The 16,522-nt window shown below is 54.6% G+C and carries 20 protein-coding genes; 9 read left to right on the forward strand and 11 right to left on the reverse strand.

The window, feature by feature from the left end; all coding sequences use genetic code 11:
• Nucleotides 1–2: 2 nt before the first annotated feature.
• From prmC to elbB, 9 genes are all read right to left on the reverse strand, one after another.
• Nucleotides 3–848 (reverse strand): peptide chain release factor N(5)-glutamine methyltransferase, encoded by an 846-nt coding sequence (gene prmC / locus OR1_RS08935; RefSeq protein WP_041971400.1) that lies wholly within the window; start codon nt 846–848, stop codon nt 3–5.
• A complete protein-coding gene (gene prfA / locus OR1_RS08940; protein WP_041971401.1) occupies nt 845–1,912 on the reverse strand; it encodes a peptide chain release factor 1 in 1,068 nt (355 codons plus the stop codon). Before prfA ends, prmC begins: the two co-directional genes overlap by 4 nt.
• A gap of 14 nt (nt 1,913–1,926) precedes the next feature.
• Nucleotides 1,927–2,799, reverse strand: a complete 873-nt coding sequence (locus tag OR1_RS22470; RefSeq protein ID WP_041971598.1) for a DUF1385 domain-containing protein — start codon at nt 2,797–2,799, stop codon at nt 1,927–1,929.
• A gap of 78 nt (nt 2,800–2,877) precedes the next feature.
• On the reverse strand, nt 2,878–3,573 hold the full coding sequence (gene thyX, locus OR1_RS22475) for an FAD-dependent thymidylate synthase (protein ID WP_041971402.1): 696 nt from the start codon (nt 3,571–3,573) through the stop codon (nt 2,878–2,880).
• A 103-nt stretch (nt 3,574–3,676) separates the two neighbouring features.
• On the reverse strand, nt 3,677–3,874 hold the full coding sequence (gene rpmE / locus OR1_RS08955; protein ID WP_041971403.1) for a 50S ribosomal protein L31: 198 nt from the start codon (nt 3,872–3,874) through the stop codon (nt 3,677–3,679).
• A 119-nt stretch (nt 3,875–3,993) separates the two neighbouring features.
• Nucleotides 3,994–5,241, reverse strand: coding sequence for a transcription termination factor Rho (gene rho / locus OR1_RS08960; RefSeq protein ID WP_041971405.1), 1,248 nt, complete (start codon nt 5,239–5,241; stop codon nt 3,994–3,996).
• A 345-nt stretch (nt 5,242–5,586) separates the two neighbouring features.
• Entirely contained in the window at nt 5,587–6,075 is a 489-nt protein-coding gene (locus OR1_RS08965) for a GSU0071 family protein (protein ID WP_370543341.1), read from the reverse strand.
• A 288-nt stretch (nt 6,076–6,363) separates the two neighbouring features.
• Nucleotides 6,364–6,963 (reverse strand): porin family protein, encoded by a 600-nt coding sequence (locus OR1_RS08970; protein ID WP_041971408.1) that lies wholly within the window; start codon nt 6,961–6,963, stop codon nt 6,364–6,366.
• A gap of 19 nt (nt 6,964–6,982) precedes the next feature.
• A complete protein-coding gene (elbB, locus tag OR1_RS08975; RefSeq protein WP_041971409.1) occupies nt 6,983–7,639 on the reverse strand; it encodes an isoprenoid biosynthesis glyoxalase ElbB in 657 nt (218 codons plus the stop codon).
• 198 nt (nt 7,640–7,837) lie between these two features.
• Here elbB and OR1_RS08980 point away from each other — a divergent pair, with 198 nt between their 5' ends.
• Nucleotides 7,838–8,434 (forward strand): hypothetical protein, encoded by a 597-nt coding sequence (locus OR1_RS08980; protein WP_041971410.1) that lies wholly within the window; start codon nt 7,838–7,840, stop codon nt 8,432–8,434.
• A gap of 114 nt (nt 8,435–8,548) precedes the next feature.
• Nucleotides 8,549–8,890 carry a PilZ domain-containing protein gene (locus tag OR1_RS08985; protein ID WP_041971411.1) on the forward strand — a complete coding sequence of 114 codons (342 nt, stop codon included), beginning with the start codon at nt 8,549–8,551 and terminating at the stop codon, nt 8,888–8,890.
• A gap of 1 nt (nt 8,891) precedes the next feature.
• On the opposite strand, the gene OR1_RS08990 is transcribed toward OR1_RS08985, so the two are convergent.
• On the reverse strand, nt 8,892–9,296 hold the full coding sequence (locus OR1_RS08990; protein ID WP_041971412.1) for a secondary thiamine-phosphate synthase enzyme YjbQ: 405 nt from the start codon (nt 9,294–9,296) through the stop codon (nt 8,892–8,894).
• 391 nt (nt 9,297–9,687) lie between these two features.
• Between OR1_RS08990 and OR1_RS08995 the strand changes: the two genes are divergently transcribed.
• Together OR1_RS08995 and OR1_RS09000 are read left to right on the forward strand one after the other, a co-directional pair.
• On the forward strand, nt 9,688–11,145 hold the full coding sequence (locus tag OR1_RS08995; RefSeq protein ID WP_041971413.1) for an RtcB family protein: 1,458 nt from the start codon (nt 9,688–9,690) through the stop codon (nt 11,143–11,145).
• 2 nt (nt 11,146–11,147) lie between these two features.
• Nucleotides 11,148–11,579: an archease gene (locus tag OR1_RS09000; protein ID WP_041971414.1), complete on the forward strand. Its 432-nt coding sequence runs from the start codon at nt 11,148–11,150 to the stop codon at nt 11,577–11,579.
• Nucleotides 11,580–11,623: 44 nt separating this feature from the next.
• Here OR1_RS09000 and OR1_RS09005 read toward each other — a convergent pair whose 3' ends face one another.
• Complete coding sequence (locus OR1_RS09005) at nt 11,624–12,004, reverse strand: hypothetical protein (protein WP_370543342.1); 381 nt, start codon at nt 12,002–12,004, stop codon at nt 11,624–11,626.
• A gap of 111 nt (nt 12,005–12,115) precedes the next feature.
• On the opposite strand from OR1_RS09005, the gene OR1_RS09010 reads away from it, so the two are divergent.
• The 5 genes from OR1_RS09010 (at nt 12,116) to OR1_RS09030 (ending at nt 16,506) form a co-directional block, all read left to right on the forward strand.
• A complete protein-coding gene (locus OR1_RS09010; protein WP_041971417.1) occupies nt 12,116–12,937 on the forward strand; it encodes an alpha/beta fold hydrolase in 822 nt (273 codons plus the stop codon).
• Between the two features lie 178 nt (nt 12,938–13,115).
• On the forward strand, nt 13,116–14,042 hold the full coding sequence (locus OR1_RS09015; RefSeq protein ID WP_041971419.1) for a daunorubicin resistance protein DrrA family ABC transporter ATP-binding protein: 927 nt from the start codon (nt 13,116–13,118) through the stop codon (nt 14,040–14,042).
• The gene (locus OR1_RS09020) at nt 14,039–14,797 is read left to right on the forward strand and encodes an ABC transporter permease (RefSeq protein WP_237754260.1); all 759 of its coding nucleotides are present in this window, start codon (nt 14,039–14,041) and stop codon (nt 14,795–14,797) included. The genes OR1_RS09015 and OR1_RS09020 overlap by 4 nt, the downstream gene beginning before the upstream one ends.
• A gap of 46 nt (nt 14,798–14,843) precedes the next feature.
• Complete coding sequence (locus OR1_RS09025; RefSeq protein WP_041971421.1) at nt 14,844–15,284, forward strand: DUF4149 domain-containing protein; 441 nt, start codon at nt 14,844–14,846, stop codon at nt 15,282–15,284.
• Between the two features lie 28 nt (nt 15,285–15,312).
• Nucleotides 15,313–16,506 (forward strand): MFS transporter, encoded by a 1,194-nt coding sequence (locus OR1_RS09030; RefSeq protein WP_237754261.1) that lies wholly within the window; start codon nt 15,313–15,315, stop codon nt 16,504–16,506.
• Nucleotides 16,507–16,522 lie beyond the last annotated feature (16 nt).

Here is a 16,522-nt window from a genome sequence, read left to right on the forward strand (position 1 = left end):
CCCTACAACATTTTACCGCCAACGACACGCTCTATCAGCTGCGGGTCTCTTGCCGTAAATATTTCCTTAAATCCAGCGGATTCGAACAGTTCCCGTACTGCCGGAGCCTGACCGATCCCAACCTCCACCAGCAGCCAGCCACCGGGATTCAGATGTTGCGGGGCTGCCGGCACAATAATCCGGTAACAATCGAGGCCGTCCGCCCCTCCATCCAGCGCATCGGTCGGTTCATATTCCCGCACCTCCGGCTGCAGGGTTTCCAGGTCGGCAGTCGCGATGTAGGGAGGATTGCTGACGACCAGATCAAACCGCTGATCCAGGAACGGCTCGAAAAATGACCCTTCGAACAGGTTAATCCGGCCCCCGAGACGATCCGCATTCCTCTGGGCCAGCTCCAGCGCCTCATGCGACTTCTCGACACCGCTGACAACTGCTTCCGGGAGCGCCCTGGCCAGGGCGACCGCAATGCAACCGCTTCCGACACCGATATCAAGGATTGTTTTCGCTTCCGGCGCCACCCGGCACGCCTCCGTTACCAGGACTTCCGTGTCGTGCCGGGGGATAAGAACTGCCGGGGAAACCTCAAACTCGATCCCGTTGAACTCCTGGGTCCCAAGTATGTATTGCAGCGGCTCGCGTTTAGCCCGACGCGTCACCATGCTGCGATACGCAGCAAGTTCCGCATCGGTCAACGGCTGGTCAAAATTTACATACAGGCCGACACGATCATGGCCGGTGACCGAGGCAAGCAACCATTCCGACTCCAGCCGGGCGTTGTCAACGCCTTTCTCGGAAAGATACCCTTTCGTCCAGTCAAGAACCTTTCTGATCGTCCAGATCTCGCTCAAGCAGCCTCGCTTTGCGCTTGGAGGGCCTCCATCTGATAGTGGGTTCTCAAAGCATCGACAATCTCGGAGACCTCTCCCTGCATAATGGCGTCGAGCTTGTAGAGGGTCAGCCCGATCCGGTGATCGGTCATCCGCCCCTGGGGAAAATTGTAGGTCCGGATCCGCTCGCTCCGGTCACCGCTTCCGACCTGCTGCTTCCGGTCGGCCGCCAGCTTGGCATTCTGCTCCTGCAGAATGGTGTCGAGTATCCGCGTCTTCAGGACCTTCATCGCCTTGGCCCGGTTCTTTATCTGGCTCCGCTCCTCCTGGCAGGCGACTACGGTGCCGGTCGGGATGTGGGTGATCCTGACCGCCGAGTCGGTGGTGTTGACATGCTGGCCACCGGCGCCTGACGAGCGATAGACATCGATCTTAAGGTCAGCCGGATTAATATCGATGTCCACATCCTCGGCTTCGGCCATGATGGCCACCGTGCAGGCGCTGGTGTGAATCCGCCCCTGAGCCTCGGTCTCAGGTACCCTCTGCACGCGGTGGGTTCCCGACTCGTACTTCAGCTTGGCATAGACATCCTGCCCCTCGATGGCAGCAATAACCTCTTTGTAGCCGCCCCGTTCGGATTCTGAGCAGGAAAGCATCTCAACCTTCCAGCGATTCTTTTCGGCAAAGCGGCTGTACATCCGGAACAGATCGCCGGCAAACAGCGCCGACTCGTCGCCTCCGGTACCGGCCCGGATCTCAAGAATAACGTTCTTGCTGTCATTGGGGTCCTTGGGAAGCAGCAAAACCTTTATCTCGTTCTCAAGCTGCTCCTGCTGTTCCTCCAGAGCCTGCAACTCCTCCTCGGCCATCTCTTTCATGTCGGGATCGGAAAGCAGTTCTCTATTCCCTTCGATATCTTCAAGGACCTTCCTGTGCCGGCGATACGCTTGCACCAGCGGAGTGAGATCGTTATGCTCCCGGGAAAACCTGCGGAACTCCGGCTGGTTGGCAATAACTGCAGGATCGGACAGCAGCGCCTCCAGCTCCTCAAAACGTCGTTCAAGTTCTTCAATGCGGTCAATCATTCTGCAAAAACCTCTTAGATTACAAGTCTGTCGTCTTTATATCCGGCATTCACTGCAAGCGCCTCTTCCATCGACCGGATTGCGACCTCCATCTGGCTGTCATCCGGCTCCCTGGTCGTTAGCCGCTGCAGGGCAAGGCCAGGCGCTATTATCATCTTCACCAGCGGGGAATTGTCGTTTTTGGCGCTCCACTTGAGAAACTCATAGGATACTCCGGCAATCAGGGGGAGCAGAACCACGCGCGACCCGGCTTTGAGGTAAAACGGCCAGAGCTTGGGGATCATGGAAAAGATTACGATACTCACCACCATGACGATCAGCAGAAAGCTGGTGCCACAGCGAGGGTGCAGGCGGCTGTACTTGCGAACATTCTCAACCGTCAGATCTTCCCCAGCCTCGAAAGCGAATATCGACTTATGCTCGGCGCCGTGGTACTGAAAGACCCGCTGGATATCCTCCATCCTGGAGATGGTCCATATGTAGAGGAGAAAAACCGCAACTCTGATCACTCCGTCCACCAGGTTGAAGATGATATTTGAATCGCCGATCACCGGCACCAGCAGTTTCGTCAGGTAGAGTGGCATGATGAAAAATAGGAGAATGCCGAACCCGAAGGCTATTGTCATGGTCCCTGCCATGGCCCAGGAAGAGAGTTCCTTTTTCTCCCCGCTCTTCTCGTCCTCTTCGGCGATTGCTTCATTGGCCGAGAAGTTGAGCGCCTTAATCCCCACGATGAGAGACTGGAAAAGCGCGACAGCACCACGGACAACCGGAAGCTTGACGATGGGGAAGCGCTCGGAAAGCGGGATCACTTCTTCCTTCCGGACCGCAATTTCGCCGTCCGGTCGCCTGACCGCAATGGCCAATGATCTGGGGGCGCGCATCATTACCCCTTCGATAACTGCTTGACCGCCGATGTTTATCTTCTCCGCCACCAACAGGAGGCTGGTCAAAAAACGAATCACTTAGTTCATCTCCTTGAAAAATGCTCTGATGGCAGGAGCCTTGCCGCAGGTCATGGTTCCTTCGGGGCAGCTTCCGGCAACGCACCCCGGACCGGCATCCCTGAATATGGTCGGAGCAAGCGGCTTGACAACCCTGAGCATTTCTGTCGCCATGGCCCGGATCTCCCACTGGGCACGCTCACAGCAGCGCAGCTCGAAAAAGTGGAGCAGTTCGCGGGCGTTCATGGTGACCATGATCTTTGTCTCAACCGCATTGGGGAGCACGAACCGGGCATCTTCCGCCGGCACGCCATCATCGACAAGCGCACGGTATGCCTCTGAGGCCACTTGCATGGCCCGGTCGTAGATATCGCTCCTGAGCCGGCTCTCGGCAATGGATGCCGGTATCACCCGGGGGAAATCATCACCCTTGAACGCCACGTAACGCTGAGACTGCTGGGAATAGGAGGCAACCCTGTGCCTCACCAACTGGTGCGAACAGGCGCGGGAGATCCCTTCAATGCCAAAGGTGAAAGAGACATGCTCAAGGACGGACTGGTGGCCGAGAGACAGGATTTTGTCCAGAAAGGCAGCAATGTCTGAACGGGAAAGCTTTTCCCGCAACTCATCGATGCCGACAGGGGAATAGCAGAGGCGCGCCGCAAGGGCAACGGTCATTTCAGGGTCAGGGGTGTGCTGGAGAAGGGAAATATTCATTTGTCTCTCAAGATAAAGACATTAAGAATTCAGCATCACAGAAACAGAGAAGGGGATTTCGCCACATGACAAAATCCCCTTCCAAAAGCACATGGAAATCCTGCTACATGCCGTAACGCTTTTTGAAACGCTCCACGCGACCGGCGGTGTCGATCAGCTTCTGCTTGCCGGTGAAAAACGGATGGCAGGCAGAGCAGATCTCGGTTGAGATTTCAGACTTTGTGGAGCGGGTCTGGAAGCTGTTGCCGCAGAGACACTTCACGGTCACTTCGTTATACTTGGGGTGTATTCCTTCTTTCATTGCGGTCCTCCTCAACAACCAAATTTATATTTGTCAGGTAGTTAGATACTGCGAAAGTTAAAAGTTAGCACTCTGAATTTATTATTGCAAGACTTTTTTCCGGTATGCTGCATACAAACCTACTTGCTCATCGAATCGAGGAACTCCTGATTCGTTTTCGTCTCGGAAAGTTTGTCCAAGAGGAATTCCATGCTGTCCACGACATTCATCGGGTGGAGCACCTTCCTGAGGATCCAGATTCGATTGAGAGCAACCTTTTCGATCAACAGCTCCTCCTTCCTGGTGCCGGACTTATTGATGTCTATGGCCGGAAAGGTCCGCTTCTCCACAAGCTTTCGATCCAAGTGAACCTCCATGTTGCCGGTCCCCTTGAACTCCTCGAAAATGACTTCGTCCATCTTGCTCCCGGTGTCGATGAGGGCTGAAGCGATGATAGTGAGTGAGCCGCCTTCTTCAATGTTACGGGCAGCACCAAAGAACCGCTTGGGTTTCTGCAGGGCGTTTGCATCCACACCACCGGTAAGAATCTTCCCTGATGGCGGGAGCACCGTATTGTAGGCGCGCGCCAAGCGGGTAATGGAATCCAGCAGGATCACCACGTCACGCTTGTGCTCTACCAGGCGCTTGGCCTTTTCTATTACCATTTCAGCCACCTGCACGTGGCGCGTCGCAGGTTCGTCGAATGTTGAGGAAACCACCTCCCCCTTGACTGAACGCTGCATGTCGGTGACCTCCTCCGGACGTTCATCAATCAGCAGCACTATCAGGTACACCTCGGGGTGATTTTCGGCGATAGAATTGGCGATATTCTGGATCAGCATGGTTTTGCCGGTTCGGGGAGGTGCAACGATCAAGCCACGCTGGCCCTTGCCGATGGGTGAAGTCAGCTCCATGACGCGCATCGGCATGTTGTCCGGGGCAGTCTCCAGCTTCAGCTTTTCCAGCGGGTAAAGTGGCGTCAGGTTATCGAAAAGGATCTTGTCGCGAGCCACCTCGGGAGATTCGAAGTTGACGCTCTCAACCTTCAGAAGGGCAAAATATCGCTCCCCCTCCTTTGGAGGCCTTATCTGCCCGGAAACCGTATCCCCGGTCTGGAGATTGAACCGCCGGATCTGACTAGGCGAAACATAAATATCGTCAGGACCGGGGAGATAGTTATAATCAGGCGACCTCAGGAACCCAAAACCATCCGGCAAAGTCTCAAGAACCCCTTCGCCAAAAATCATCCCGTTCTTTTCTGTTTGGGCGTTAAGAATCGCAAAGATCAAGTCCTGCTTACGAAGACTCGATGCCCCCTCAATATTCAGGCTTTTGGCAATTGCTGCGAGATCATTAATCTTTTTACCCTTAAGTTCCTGTAAGTTCATCTGTTCTCCTGGGTTGCCGCAGATCAGCAAATAAATAATTTTGCCCAATATGGGCTGTGTGGTCGGAACCCTGAAAGCTCCAATTTAATATTTTAAGGGGTGGCCGTAAGTAAAAGATAAAGTCCGTAGTTTATATAAGTTGAATTAACGCGGGATTACCGAGGCAAGCACAAGCCTGTGCATAATCAGGGAATTAATTGAGGTAAATAAAATAAACACTAAGGGAGGCACATTGTCAACTGGAAATTCGATCGAACAACAATATTCCCCGCAATTCTCCCGATTGAAAATTGCGGGGGAGACTCTCGCGATTCAACGTGCGGTTAACCTAAACTTCTGCGGATTCTATGTTGCAGAATTAAACTCCTTTTCTGCAAGTTCTAGGATCTCCCGATAGATTGCAATCATCACCCCAACATCAAGCCACTTTTTGGCAACGGCACAGAGCAACGACCAAGCATTGGCAAGCGTCCCGGAAACAATGAGAATGCCGAGCATCCGTGATTCTTCCTGACTGGCAAGATAGCCGCCGAAGACGGCAACTATTACCATAGAGCCGAACCAAGCCACTTCAGGGCCGCGAAAAGGATTTTCCATAATATTCAGAAAATTGATGTAATACCGGGAAAGCCCGACAACTTTTTTCATGAATTCCGCCAACTCGTCGCCCCCATGCTTTAGATATGCATAGGTCAGAAATCGTTCGCTGGCTGTTTTTTTGCCCTTTTTCATCCGCTCGTTAACATACTTACCAATGGCTTCGTCAATAGTTTCGGTATTCATAGTCAACCTCGCTTCCTTTTCAGAAAACACGACTGCTTCAATCCGTTCCATGTTTTTCGAAATACATAATCCGTGCCGGGATTACATCTAAGGTGGACATAATATTTATACATTTCTTATCGGCAAGTTATAAAAATAATGTAGCCGGTTTCTCTCCTTAATAACCGCATAACTAGTTGCATTCATGCAACAGAAGCGTGATTATTTTGCATAATCGCAACTTATTTAACACCAGGACAATCCAGAACAACTGCCCACTAAATAGGCACAAATGCCCTCCGCAATAAAAAAAGGCGGCCAATGGCCGCCTAAGTGTATTATTTATCAATACTAGTGTATTTAGTTAAAGAAAAACCTGACCCCAAACATCCCTGAAAAAGCAGAAGGGTCGAAATTGCCTTTTGTTCCTGAAGGACCGTTGATATCGGTTTCAGGAGCAACGAGAAGCTTCCCCTCGGCATTCAGGGCAATGTTCCTCGTCAAGAAGTAATCGATCCCGCCGCTGGCATGAATTCCTACTGTTGTGTCAACACTATAGCCGGGACGATCATAGTCACTGAGCAAAATGTCAAGCCCTGCTCCCACATAAGGAGTCAGATTGGGCTGATTGATCTCAAAGCGGTACTGCCCACCAAGTGCAATATTGGTAACGGTGAAATCCCCCTTATTCCCGCCCACCGGGTCTTCCGAACCAAAATTCGTGTGCGTGACATCCACTTCTGCAGCCCAATTTTTATCGATCCCGTAGATAAAGCCGCCACCGAAGTTAAATCCGGCATCTGTTTCAATTTTATAAGGCCCCAAATCACTATCAGAGGGGATGATGAAACCAAGCCGCCCTGTTACCCCCGCCTTCCCCTTGATGTTCTGAGCCTCTGTCGGTGCGGATGAAATTGCAAGTACTGCGGTCATGCAGATCATTGTCACTATTGTTCGCATTTCGCGTCTCCTTTCAAATTTAAATAAGTTCAATTACTGCCTTCACCGCTTTTTCGATCCCCTCTGCCGCCTCAGAAATATTATTGGCCAGCATGTAGGCAGGAGTTGAGACAATCTTGTTGTCCCTGTCTATCACGAGTTCAGTTACCGGACAGTCGACATGACTGCTACCGGTCTGATTTATTGCTGCGGCGGTTCCGCTATCGTTCCCAATAGTCAGCTTGGGCGCATACTCCTTGCCCAGAGTCGCCGCCACCAGTGCCGGTGCAATGCAGATTGCGCCAATCGGCTTCTTGGCCGCGGCCATCTCCTTCATCAACCGGGCAACGTCAGGCTGAATTGCAGCACCCGCCCCTCTTGCGGCGAAATTGCACAGATTTTTGGCCGCTCCGAATCCTCCGGGAAACACTAAGGCATCCAAGTCACCTGCTTTTACCTCAGCAATGTTCGTAATTTTGCCCCGGGCGATTCTGGCAGATTCAACCAGTACATTTCTTTTCGCGCCGGTCTCCTGGCCTGTCAGGTGATTTACCTCGGACAGTTCGATGTCAGGCGCCATGCAGACAGCCTCTGCCCCATTCCGGTTGATCGCCAGCAGCGTACAGACAGCCTCGTGAATCTCACTGCCGTCGAACACACCGCATCCCGACAGGACGACTCCGATTCTCTTTTTCATAGAAACTCCTCCTATATGGATTATATTGGCAGGACGTCGCGCCAGTGGAAACCTCTGGGCTCTCGGATTGGCGAACTATAGCATATCAGTCCCGGGGTGTTAACCGCTTTTTGCTGACAACAATGGCCGGAGCAAGAGCAGCAAGACAGTCTTACTTTTTTGTGCTATGGTCCGTTAAAATCGCTTGGGGAGTTTTCAATGGCGGCGGGGAGCCACACCCTTCGGGAAAAGATCGGCCTCCAGCAGGTTCTGCTGCACGGCTCCTCTGTTTTCTCAATCCAATGGATCGTTCTCCCGCGGTCATGCATAGGACGCCTTTCCCCCAGTATCCTGCTGGACAGATATCTTCAGTATATCAAAGTATTCACCCTATCGCTGATTAGACCCTGCAGGACAAATGACAAGCTAGAGTTCCTCTTGCTCAGCACCAGGTTCAGCATGATAACCTTCCAGTGCCCGACTAAAACCATGTCCGGGGATACCGAATCCATAACATTATCAATATGCGGCGGACTTCTTGTGCAGAGAGAAAACTGTTGCCGCGGTGAACTCACCTTCTCATGCAAACCGATCCGTAACGGAATTAAAGTAATATTGCAGCTGTCAGATTACTGCCCAATGCTCCTTGGCACTAGGCCTTCCCGGCTGCGCAAAATGCTTTACCGGTTCACGCAGGCTTATATCCACAAGATTGTCACTGTAAGATTTCTGGCAAAAATATATTACGAGCTGGAGGGGTTACGTCCTGAAATCAGGGTGGTCAAGACAAGAATTTGCACCGGAGAAGAGATCTGATCGCCCGATACAATGTTTCTAACCGGCGGATAGAGAAAAGCTGACCGTTAATTTGCGTACTTAAGACGTGATGATATACTCTCTCTCAATAAAATTCATTACACAGGAATGCCAATGGCCGAAAAACGTTACCTGATGAGACACCGGCGCAGGTTTGCCCTTCGATTCGGAGAAAATGAAGCAACAAGACTCGGCTTCACTGAAGATATAAGCACGGAAGGGATGTTCATAAGAACGACTAATACCTACGCTCCCGGAACCTTGCTTAAAGTGACCATAACTCTTCCGGAGGATCAATCCATTTCCTTTACAGGTAAGGTCATGTGGGCCAAAAGGGTTCCGCCGCAAATGGCAAGACTGGTCAAAAAAGCGGGTTTTGGTTTGAAGATAGAATCTTTTATAGAAGGTGAAGAGCTGTATCGGCACGCATGTGAAAAATCGCTGACCCCTGCATGAATTACCCTTCGTCCGATGAGATCTTGAGGGCGACTCTCCGGTGTCTCGGTCCGTCAAATTCACAAAAATAAACCGCCTGCCATGTCCCGAGCAATAGTTTGGTGTTTTCAATAAACACGCTCTGGCTTGCGCCGATTATTGAAGATTTTATGTGAGCGTCAGAGTTCCCTTCAGCATGAGTGAAATAAGGGTCATGGGGCACAAGCTTGTTCAGGAAAGCCACCATATCGCGCTGAACTGCGGGATCCGCGCCTTCATTAATCGTTATAGCCGCTGTCGTGTGCAAGACAAAGAGATGACAGATACCGTTACGAACCCCGGCATTCTTGACCGCTTCCTGCAGTTGGCCGGTTATATCAATGAATTCGGTTCGTGCACGACTTTTTACCTCTATGTAACGGATCATCTCTTCCTCCGGTCCATATTGCTGAAGGCAGGCCACAAATTAAAGAGGGCATTATCCTTGATCGATAATGCCCTCTTTCGCCGTTCATTGTTCCGCTCAACAAGGGTGGACTGCCGAACTTCCCACAATGCGCGGCGATGTATATCGTTTTTTCATCCGCCCCACCTCCTTCCCGAAATTTGTACTGTGGTTAATTGTATCCCCACGAGTAATAATTTCAAGTCCAGGGGCAATTTGCATCCATTGGCAAAAATGCCGGTGTGTTAACCGGTTGCTGCCGATCTGCCTAAGATTTATCAGGCAACCACATTCCAGAGAGTCAGCCAAATTATTAAACACACATTTGCGTTATAATTACCTGTAAAAAGATGGCACTTCAAGGAGGTGCAGCATGACGCTCCCCAAAGAACTCACCCGCATTTCCGCAACAACCTGGGAACTGCCGGTCTCATACAAGAAAGGAATGCTTGTCCCGGCACGTATCATTGCCTCGGAAAAACTGATCAATGCCATGGAACAGACCGTATTCGATCAGGCGGCCAACGTTGCCTGCCTTCCCGGGATTACCGGCTACTCCTACTGCATGCCGGACGGCCACTGGGGCTACGGTTTCCCGATCGGAGGGGTCGCCGCAATGGACCCCGAGAACGGAGTGATCTCGCCCGGCGGCATAGGATTCGACATCAACTGCGGCATGAGGCTGGTGCTGACAAACCTGACCGAACAAGAAATCAGGCCGCATTTGCACCAGCTGGTAAACCGGCTCTTTGCGCGGATCCCGACCGGAGTGGGATGCCATGGCGCATATAAAATCAAGGAAAGCGAATTCGGGATGATTGCCGAGCAGGGGTCGCGCTGGTGCCGCAAAGCCGGATACGCCTCCAGCGAGGATTTGGAGCTGACCGAAGAAGGGGGCTGCTTCCAGGGTGCGGACATCGACAAAGTAAGCCATAAGGCGATTGAGCGCGGGATACACCAGCTCGGCACCCTTGGCAGTGGAAATCATTACTGCGAGATCCAGGTCGCCCGGCCGGAGAATATCATGGACGAAAAGATTGCCCGGTCTTTCGGCCTCTCGATCCCGAACCAGGTCGTGATCATGTTTCACTGTGGCAGTCGCGGGTTCGGTCATCAGATCGCCACCGACTTTCTCCAGAGATTTTTAAAGGCAATGGGGCCGAAGTACGGGCTGGCGGTATATGACCGGGAACTTGCCTGCGCACCATTCCGGTCTACGGAAGGGCAGGATTATTACGCAGCCATGAAATGCGCCGTGAACATGGCGTTTGCCAACCGCCAACTGATCCTGCACAGGATTCGTGAGGTATTCAGCGAAACCTTTCATCGCGACCCGTTTGATTTGGGGATGCGGATGCTGTACGATGTTGCGCACAATACCGCCAAACTCGAACGCCACCGGGTGGCCGGCACGACCCGCGAACTGCTGGTGCATAGAAAGGGAGCGACCCGATCGCTGGGTCCGGGGTCACCCGAGCTACCGGATTGCTACCGGCTAACCGGACAGCCGGTGATCATCGGCGGCAGCATGGAAACCGGTTCTTACCTGCTAGCCGGGATGCCCGGCAGCGAAGCCACGTTTGCCACAACCGCGCACGGCAGCGGCCGCACCATGAGCAGGCACCAGGCAAAGAAGCTGTTTCGGGGAGACAAACTGCAGAAAGAGCTCGAACAGCGGGGTATTTACATAATGACCGATTCATTGGGGGGGTTGGCGGAAGAGGCAGGCGCCGCTTACAAGGATATCGATGAAGTGGCTGCAGTCACGGAACAAGCGGGGCTCAGCAGAAGAGTGGTAAAATTGACGCCGATCGGCAACATCAAGGGGTAACGATGCCGTACCGATTCCTGGAAAAGGTCGCAACCGCAGATGTTGCCTTTGAGGCCTGGGGCTCGACCATTGAGGAAATGTTCGTGGAAGCTGCGGAAGCGACCTTGAACGTCATGGTGGCAGACCTGTCCGCCATCAGCCGCCGCGAAAAAATAACCCTGGTGTTGGAAAACGACTCGATCGAGATGTTGCTGTTCGACTTCCTGGGCGAGCTTGTCTATCTCAAGGATGCCCAGCGCCTGCTGCTGCTGGTGGAGAATATTTCGGTCAAGAAAGATGTGGGAGGTTACGAGTTGGCAGTCACCCTGGCCGGGGAAAAGATCAATCCCAAGCGACACCCGCTCAATGTCGACGTGAAAGGGGTGACGCTGCACCTGTTTGAAGTTGCGAAAACCGCGTCAGGATGGCAGGCAACCGTAGTGCTGGACATTTGAAGGCCGGGGACAGGACTCTGCCAGCCCCGGCCGTTGAATACAGATCAGTGGGTGATGTCGGTAGACGGTTCGGCCGGCCCGAACTTCATGGCATCCTTGGCCTGCTGCACCGCTTCGAGCTCCTTGACCCTCTCCCCAAACCAGGCATGGATCGTTCGGGCACTTTCGTAATTCAACACGATTCCGGATTCAACCGCCCGGTAAAGCGTCTGGTTGAAATCGGCCGGGACCTCATCGATAACAGCGCCGATGGTGCCGTTAGCATTTATTTCCTGTGTAATCGCCACCGGTATTCCCGAGCGCTCCAGGTAAAAGTGGACTACCAGTTCCCCGCGCGGCGAAACCCCACCATGGGCGCCATTGATATAAACCGGGTTGTAATCTTCTGCAAACAGGTACTTAAATATGATCTGCGGCTTTTTCACTGAACATTCCTCCTGTCTCAATTTCCCGGCATGCCGAGCATTGCTGTTCTTTATCATGGTTGCTAAAATGATTCAAGTTGCATTGCTCGAACCGCAGAGGAAAGCCCGGCCATGAAATGTCCATCCTGCCTCTCTATCGGTCCGAAGCTGCACTGCGAGGCCATTGGCGCTGGCCCGGAACCGCTCCTCTTCCTGCATGGTTTTGCCGCATCTTCGGTAACCTGGGAGGAAATCTCACCCTACTTTCCGCTTGATCGATTCCGGCTTTACCTGCTCGATCTCAAGGGGAGCGGCAAGTCTGATAAACCGCGCGACAACGCCTACAGCCCGGAAGACCAGGCAAACCTGGTTCTGAACGCGATCGAAGGGTTGGGGATAAGAAATATCACCATGATCGGCCACTCGCTCGGCGGCGGAATCGCCCTGCTCGCCTGGCACAAGGGGAAGGCAACCTGTCGATCGGCGCTGATATCCAGGCTGGTGCTTATCGACGCCGCTGCCTACCCGCAACGTTTCCCGCGGTTCTTTCAATGGCTGCGTAAGCCGATCCTCGGCTGGCTCCTGCTCCGGCTACTGCCGTTACGGTCAATGGTGCGGTATAATTTGCGTCATGTCTATCACGATCCGGAGCAGGTAACGGAAGCCAGGGTTGCCCGCTACATGGGATGCTTCCGCGGCGCCGGAACGGTTGCCGCCATCATTGCCACCGCGCGGCAGGTAGATTCCCTGAGATCGATTCCGGACCATGGGCAGATTGACGTCCCCACCCTCATTATCTGGGGACGGTATGACCGGGTGATTCGGCTGCAAAGCGGCGAGCGGCTGCATGCAGAAATCCCCGGTTCAAGACTGGTCGTAATGGATTGCGGCCACAATCCCCACGAAGAAGAGGCGGCAGCTTCCGCTGCAGCAATCATCGGGTTCATTAACTAATCCCGACCAGGGCAATCATTATGACCGCTGTCTGCAGCAGATTTGCCATTTTCCGGCGTTCATAAACCGTCTGATCCATCACTTCTCCGCGAGCATTGTCTGATGGTGATATTATGTGTATGATTACCCCAACACCCCCCTCAGTCAAGGCTTCAATATTTGCAATGAGAATGGAATTATGACCGCAGCCATAACGACCAGATCCCTCGCAAAGCGTTACGGGAACCTGACCGCGCTTGACGAGTTCGATCTCGAAGTAACCCGGGGTGGCATCTTTGGCCTTTTGGGGCCGAACGGCGCCGGCAAGACCACCCTGATCCGCATTCTTACTACCCTGATGCGCCCGACTTCCGGCACGGCGTGCATAGAGGGTTTTGACACCGCATCGCACAGCAGGGAGATCCGCAGACTGATCGGCGTTGTCCCCCAGGAAAACAGTCTTGACCGGTACCTTACCGCCAGGGAAAACCTGGAACTTCATGCCCGCCTGCATGAAATGCCGGTGACCTCGTACCGGAAGCGGATTGACGAGCTCCTGGAGCTTTTCGGGCTGGCCGGGAGGCAGAACGACTTCCCGGACAGCTATTCCGGGGGGATGCAGAGACGGCTCGTTGTGGCGCGGGCACTCGTTCACCACCCCCGGATTCTGTTTCTGGATGAGCCGACCACCGGTCTGGACCCTCAATCACGGCACGCGGTCTGGGATTACGTCAAGTCCATCGCCGGGAGCATGACCATCTTCCTGACCACTCATTACCTGGAGGAAGCGGACCAGCTCTGCGAAAGGATCGCCATCATGGACCACGGCAAGCTGATCACTCAGGGGAGCGCAACGGAACTGAAGGAACGCCTTACCGGCGGCGCCCTTTACGAGATCGAGTTCGGGGGGAACGCCGACGCTTTTGCCGCCACACTCGGCAACCTCTCCTGCATTCGCAAGCTCACCCTGGAGGGGAACAGAGCGACAATCGAGCTGGAGCACTGGGAATGCCTCTCTGCCCTGGTTGCGGCACTGGCAGGCAACGAGATCCGGAGAATATCCCTCAAGGAACGCACCCTGGAAGAGGTGTTCATCTCGCTGACCGGCAAGGGGGTACGCGAATGAGCATGGCCGGAGCACTCGCAATCTGGCGCCGGGACATGCTGGTTCTGCGGCGCAGCATCATGTCGGAGATGATAGCGGTAATCGCCTACCCGCTCACCATCTACCTCGCCTTCGGCATCGGCATGCAGGGCTATATCGGGCTGGTGGAGGGGATTCCGTACAGCATGTTCATCGCGCCGGGGCTGATCACCATGACCGCCGTGAACGCCGCTTATAGCGAGAGCGTATGGAGCCTCTGGTTTCACCGGCGGGTGCAGTTCACCATCGAATCTTACCGGGTCACACCGGTAACGGTATCCGGCATCGTCTGCGCCAAGCTGTTTTCCGGGTTTACTCACGGCCTGGTAAAGGGGATCGCTGTAGGGCTGGTCATCTCCCTGATCACCCCGTTCCGTTTTCCGCCAGCGCACCTTGCCGTCTACCTCCTGTTTCTGATCCCGGGCTCCGTGCTCTTCTCCTGTGCTGGGGTCATCTCCGGCACCCTGATGGACAAACCCGAGACTATCGGCCGGGTGGAGGCGGTATTCATCATGCCGTTAATCTTCATGTCCGGGCTGTTTTTCCCCCTATCCTCCTATCCTCAGGTGATCATACCGATAGTCAGGTCTCTGCCCACAACCGCGCTTTTTGAAGGAGCCCGTCAAGCCCTGGTCAGCGGCAATGTGTCATTCGGATTTCTCATACTGCTTTACACCACGGCGCTGTCCGCCTTTATAGCGGCAGTATGGATCTTCCGCCGCAAGATGGCGGAGTGATCCAAAGCCAGGGGTAGTCACCATTCCAACTGCAAAGGAACCCAACATGAAATTCCTCGATCCCATTTACCGCCTTGCCATCGCACTCTGGGCCGGTGGGAACGCCATCTTCACCCTGATGTTGACTCCGATCCTGTTCAAGACCGAGAGCCGCGACACGGCTGGCCGCATCGTCGGGAATCTCTTCCCCGGCTATTTCCGCTGGGGGCTGGCCTGCGGCGCAATTGCCCTTGTCTGCCGCCTCATCAGCCGCGGTTTCGGGCCAAAGGCCCCGGTGCTGCTGATCATCGCCATGCTGGCAGTGTCCTCATTCCAGGCGTTCTACGTGGAACCGAAAGCCGCGAAGCTGAAACAACAGATCGGCTCCTTTGAAACAACGCCGAAAGAGCACCCGCTGCGGCGGGAGTTCGCAAAACTCCACGGCATTTCCGCCGCCTGCAACCTGGCGGTGCTGGCCGGCGGCGTGGCACTGGTGGTTCTGCCGTGAACCGGTTTCGGGACAGCTGGGTCATTCCGTGATCAGGCTCCTGCGTGGACTGCCGGGCAATGTGGTGGTGCTCGGCCTGGTTAGCCTGCTGACCGACATCTCCAGCGAGATGATCTACCCGCTGCTGCCACTGTTCCTCGCCACCACGCTCGGCGCCGGACCGGCCTTTCTGGGCATAATCGAAGGAGTGGCGGAATCGACCTCAGCGCTTTTGAAGCTTTACTCCGGGGTGCTGGCAGACCGGGTCCGCAGCCGCAAACGGCTGGTGCTGGCAGGATATGGCATATCGGCCCTGGCCAGACCGCTGGTGGCCTTTGCCGGATCGGCAACCCAGCTGATGTTCATCCGTTTTGTCGACCGGACCGGCAAAGGGGTGCGCACCTCTCCCCGAGATGCCCTCATAGCCGACACGGTTGACGGCGGCAACCGGGGGCTGGCCTTCGGCTTTCACCGTGCCATGGATCACGCCGGGGCACTGATCGGCCCTCTGCTGGCCTCGCTGCTTCTGTACACGGTCACGAAGAATCTCAGGACCGTCTTTCTCCTTTCGGCCATCCCAGGCATCTTGGCGGTCATCCTGATCGCCGCGAAGGTGACGGAAAGTTCGCGGGAACCCGCCCCGAGCGCGCCCCCCGTTATCCTAGGGCGTCTCCCCGGCGGCAGGCTGCGGAGCTACCTGCTGATTCTGTTTCTCTTTACCCTCGGCAACTCTTCCGACGCCTTCCTGCTGCTTAAAGCGTCACAGGCCGGGGTGCCGACAGTGCGAATCGCGCAACTATGGGCCTTTTTCCATCTGGTCAAGATGCTCGCGGTCATCCCCTTCGGCGCGTTGTCGGACCGGATCGGCCGGAGGTCGGTCATCATCGCCGGCTGGACAGTTTATGCCCTGGCCTATGCGGGATTCGCCCTGGCAACGAGCGAGCCCCAGATCTGGGGGCTGTTTGCGGTTTACGGCCTGTTCTACGGGTTTACGGAAGGGACCGAAAAAGCGTATATTTCTGATCTGGCGCCGCAGGTAGAACGCGGCCGCGCCTTTGGCTGGTTCAATTTCGCCGTTGGAGCAGGCGCTCTGCCGGCCAGCCTGATCTTCGGGGTTATCTGGCAACGTGCCGGGAGTTCCGCGGCATTCCTGTTCGGCGCGCTGCTGGCGGCAATAGCCGCTATCCTTCTGGTCGCCATCGGTGGCGGCAAAGAAACGAGGTTCGCAGCGGACAAGCGGTGAGCGGCGACCAGGCAGC

This window comes from Geobacter sp. OR-1, assembly GCF_000813145.1.
Classification (GTDB): Bacteria; Desulfobacterota; Desulfuromonadia; order Geobacterales; family DSM-12255; genus Geoanaerobacter.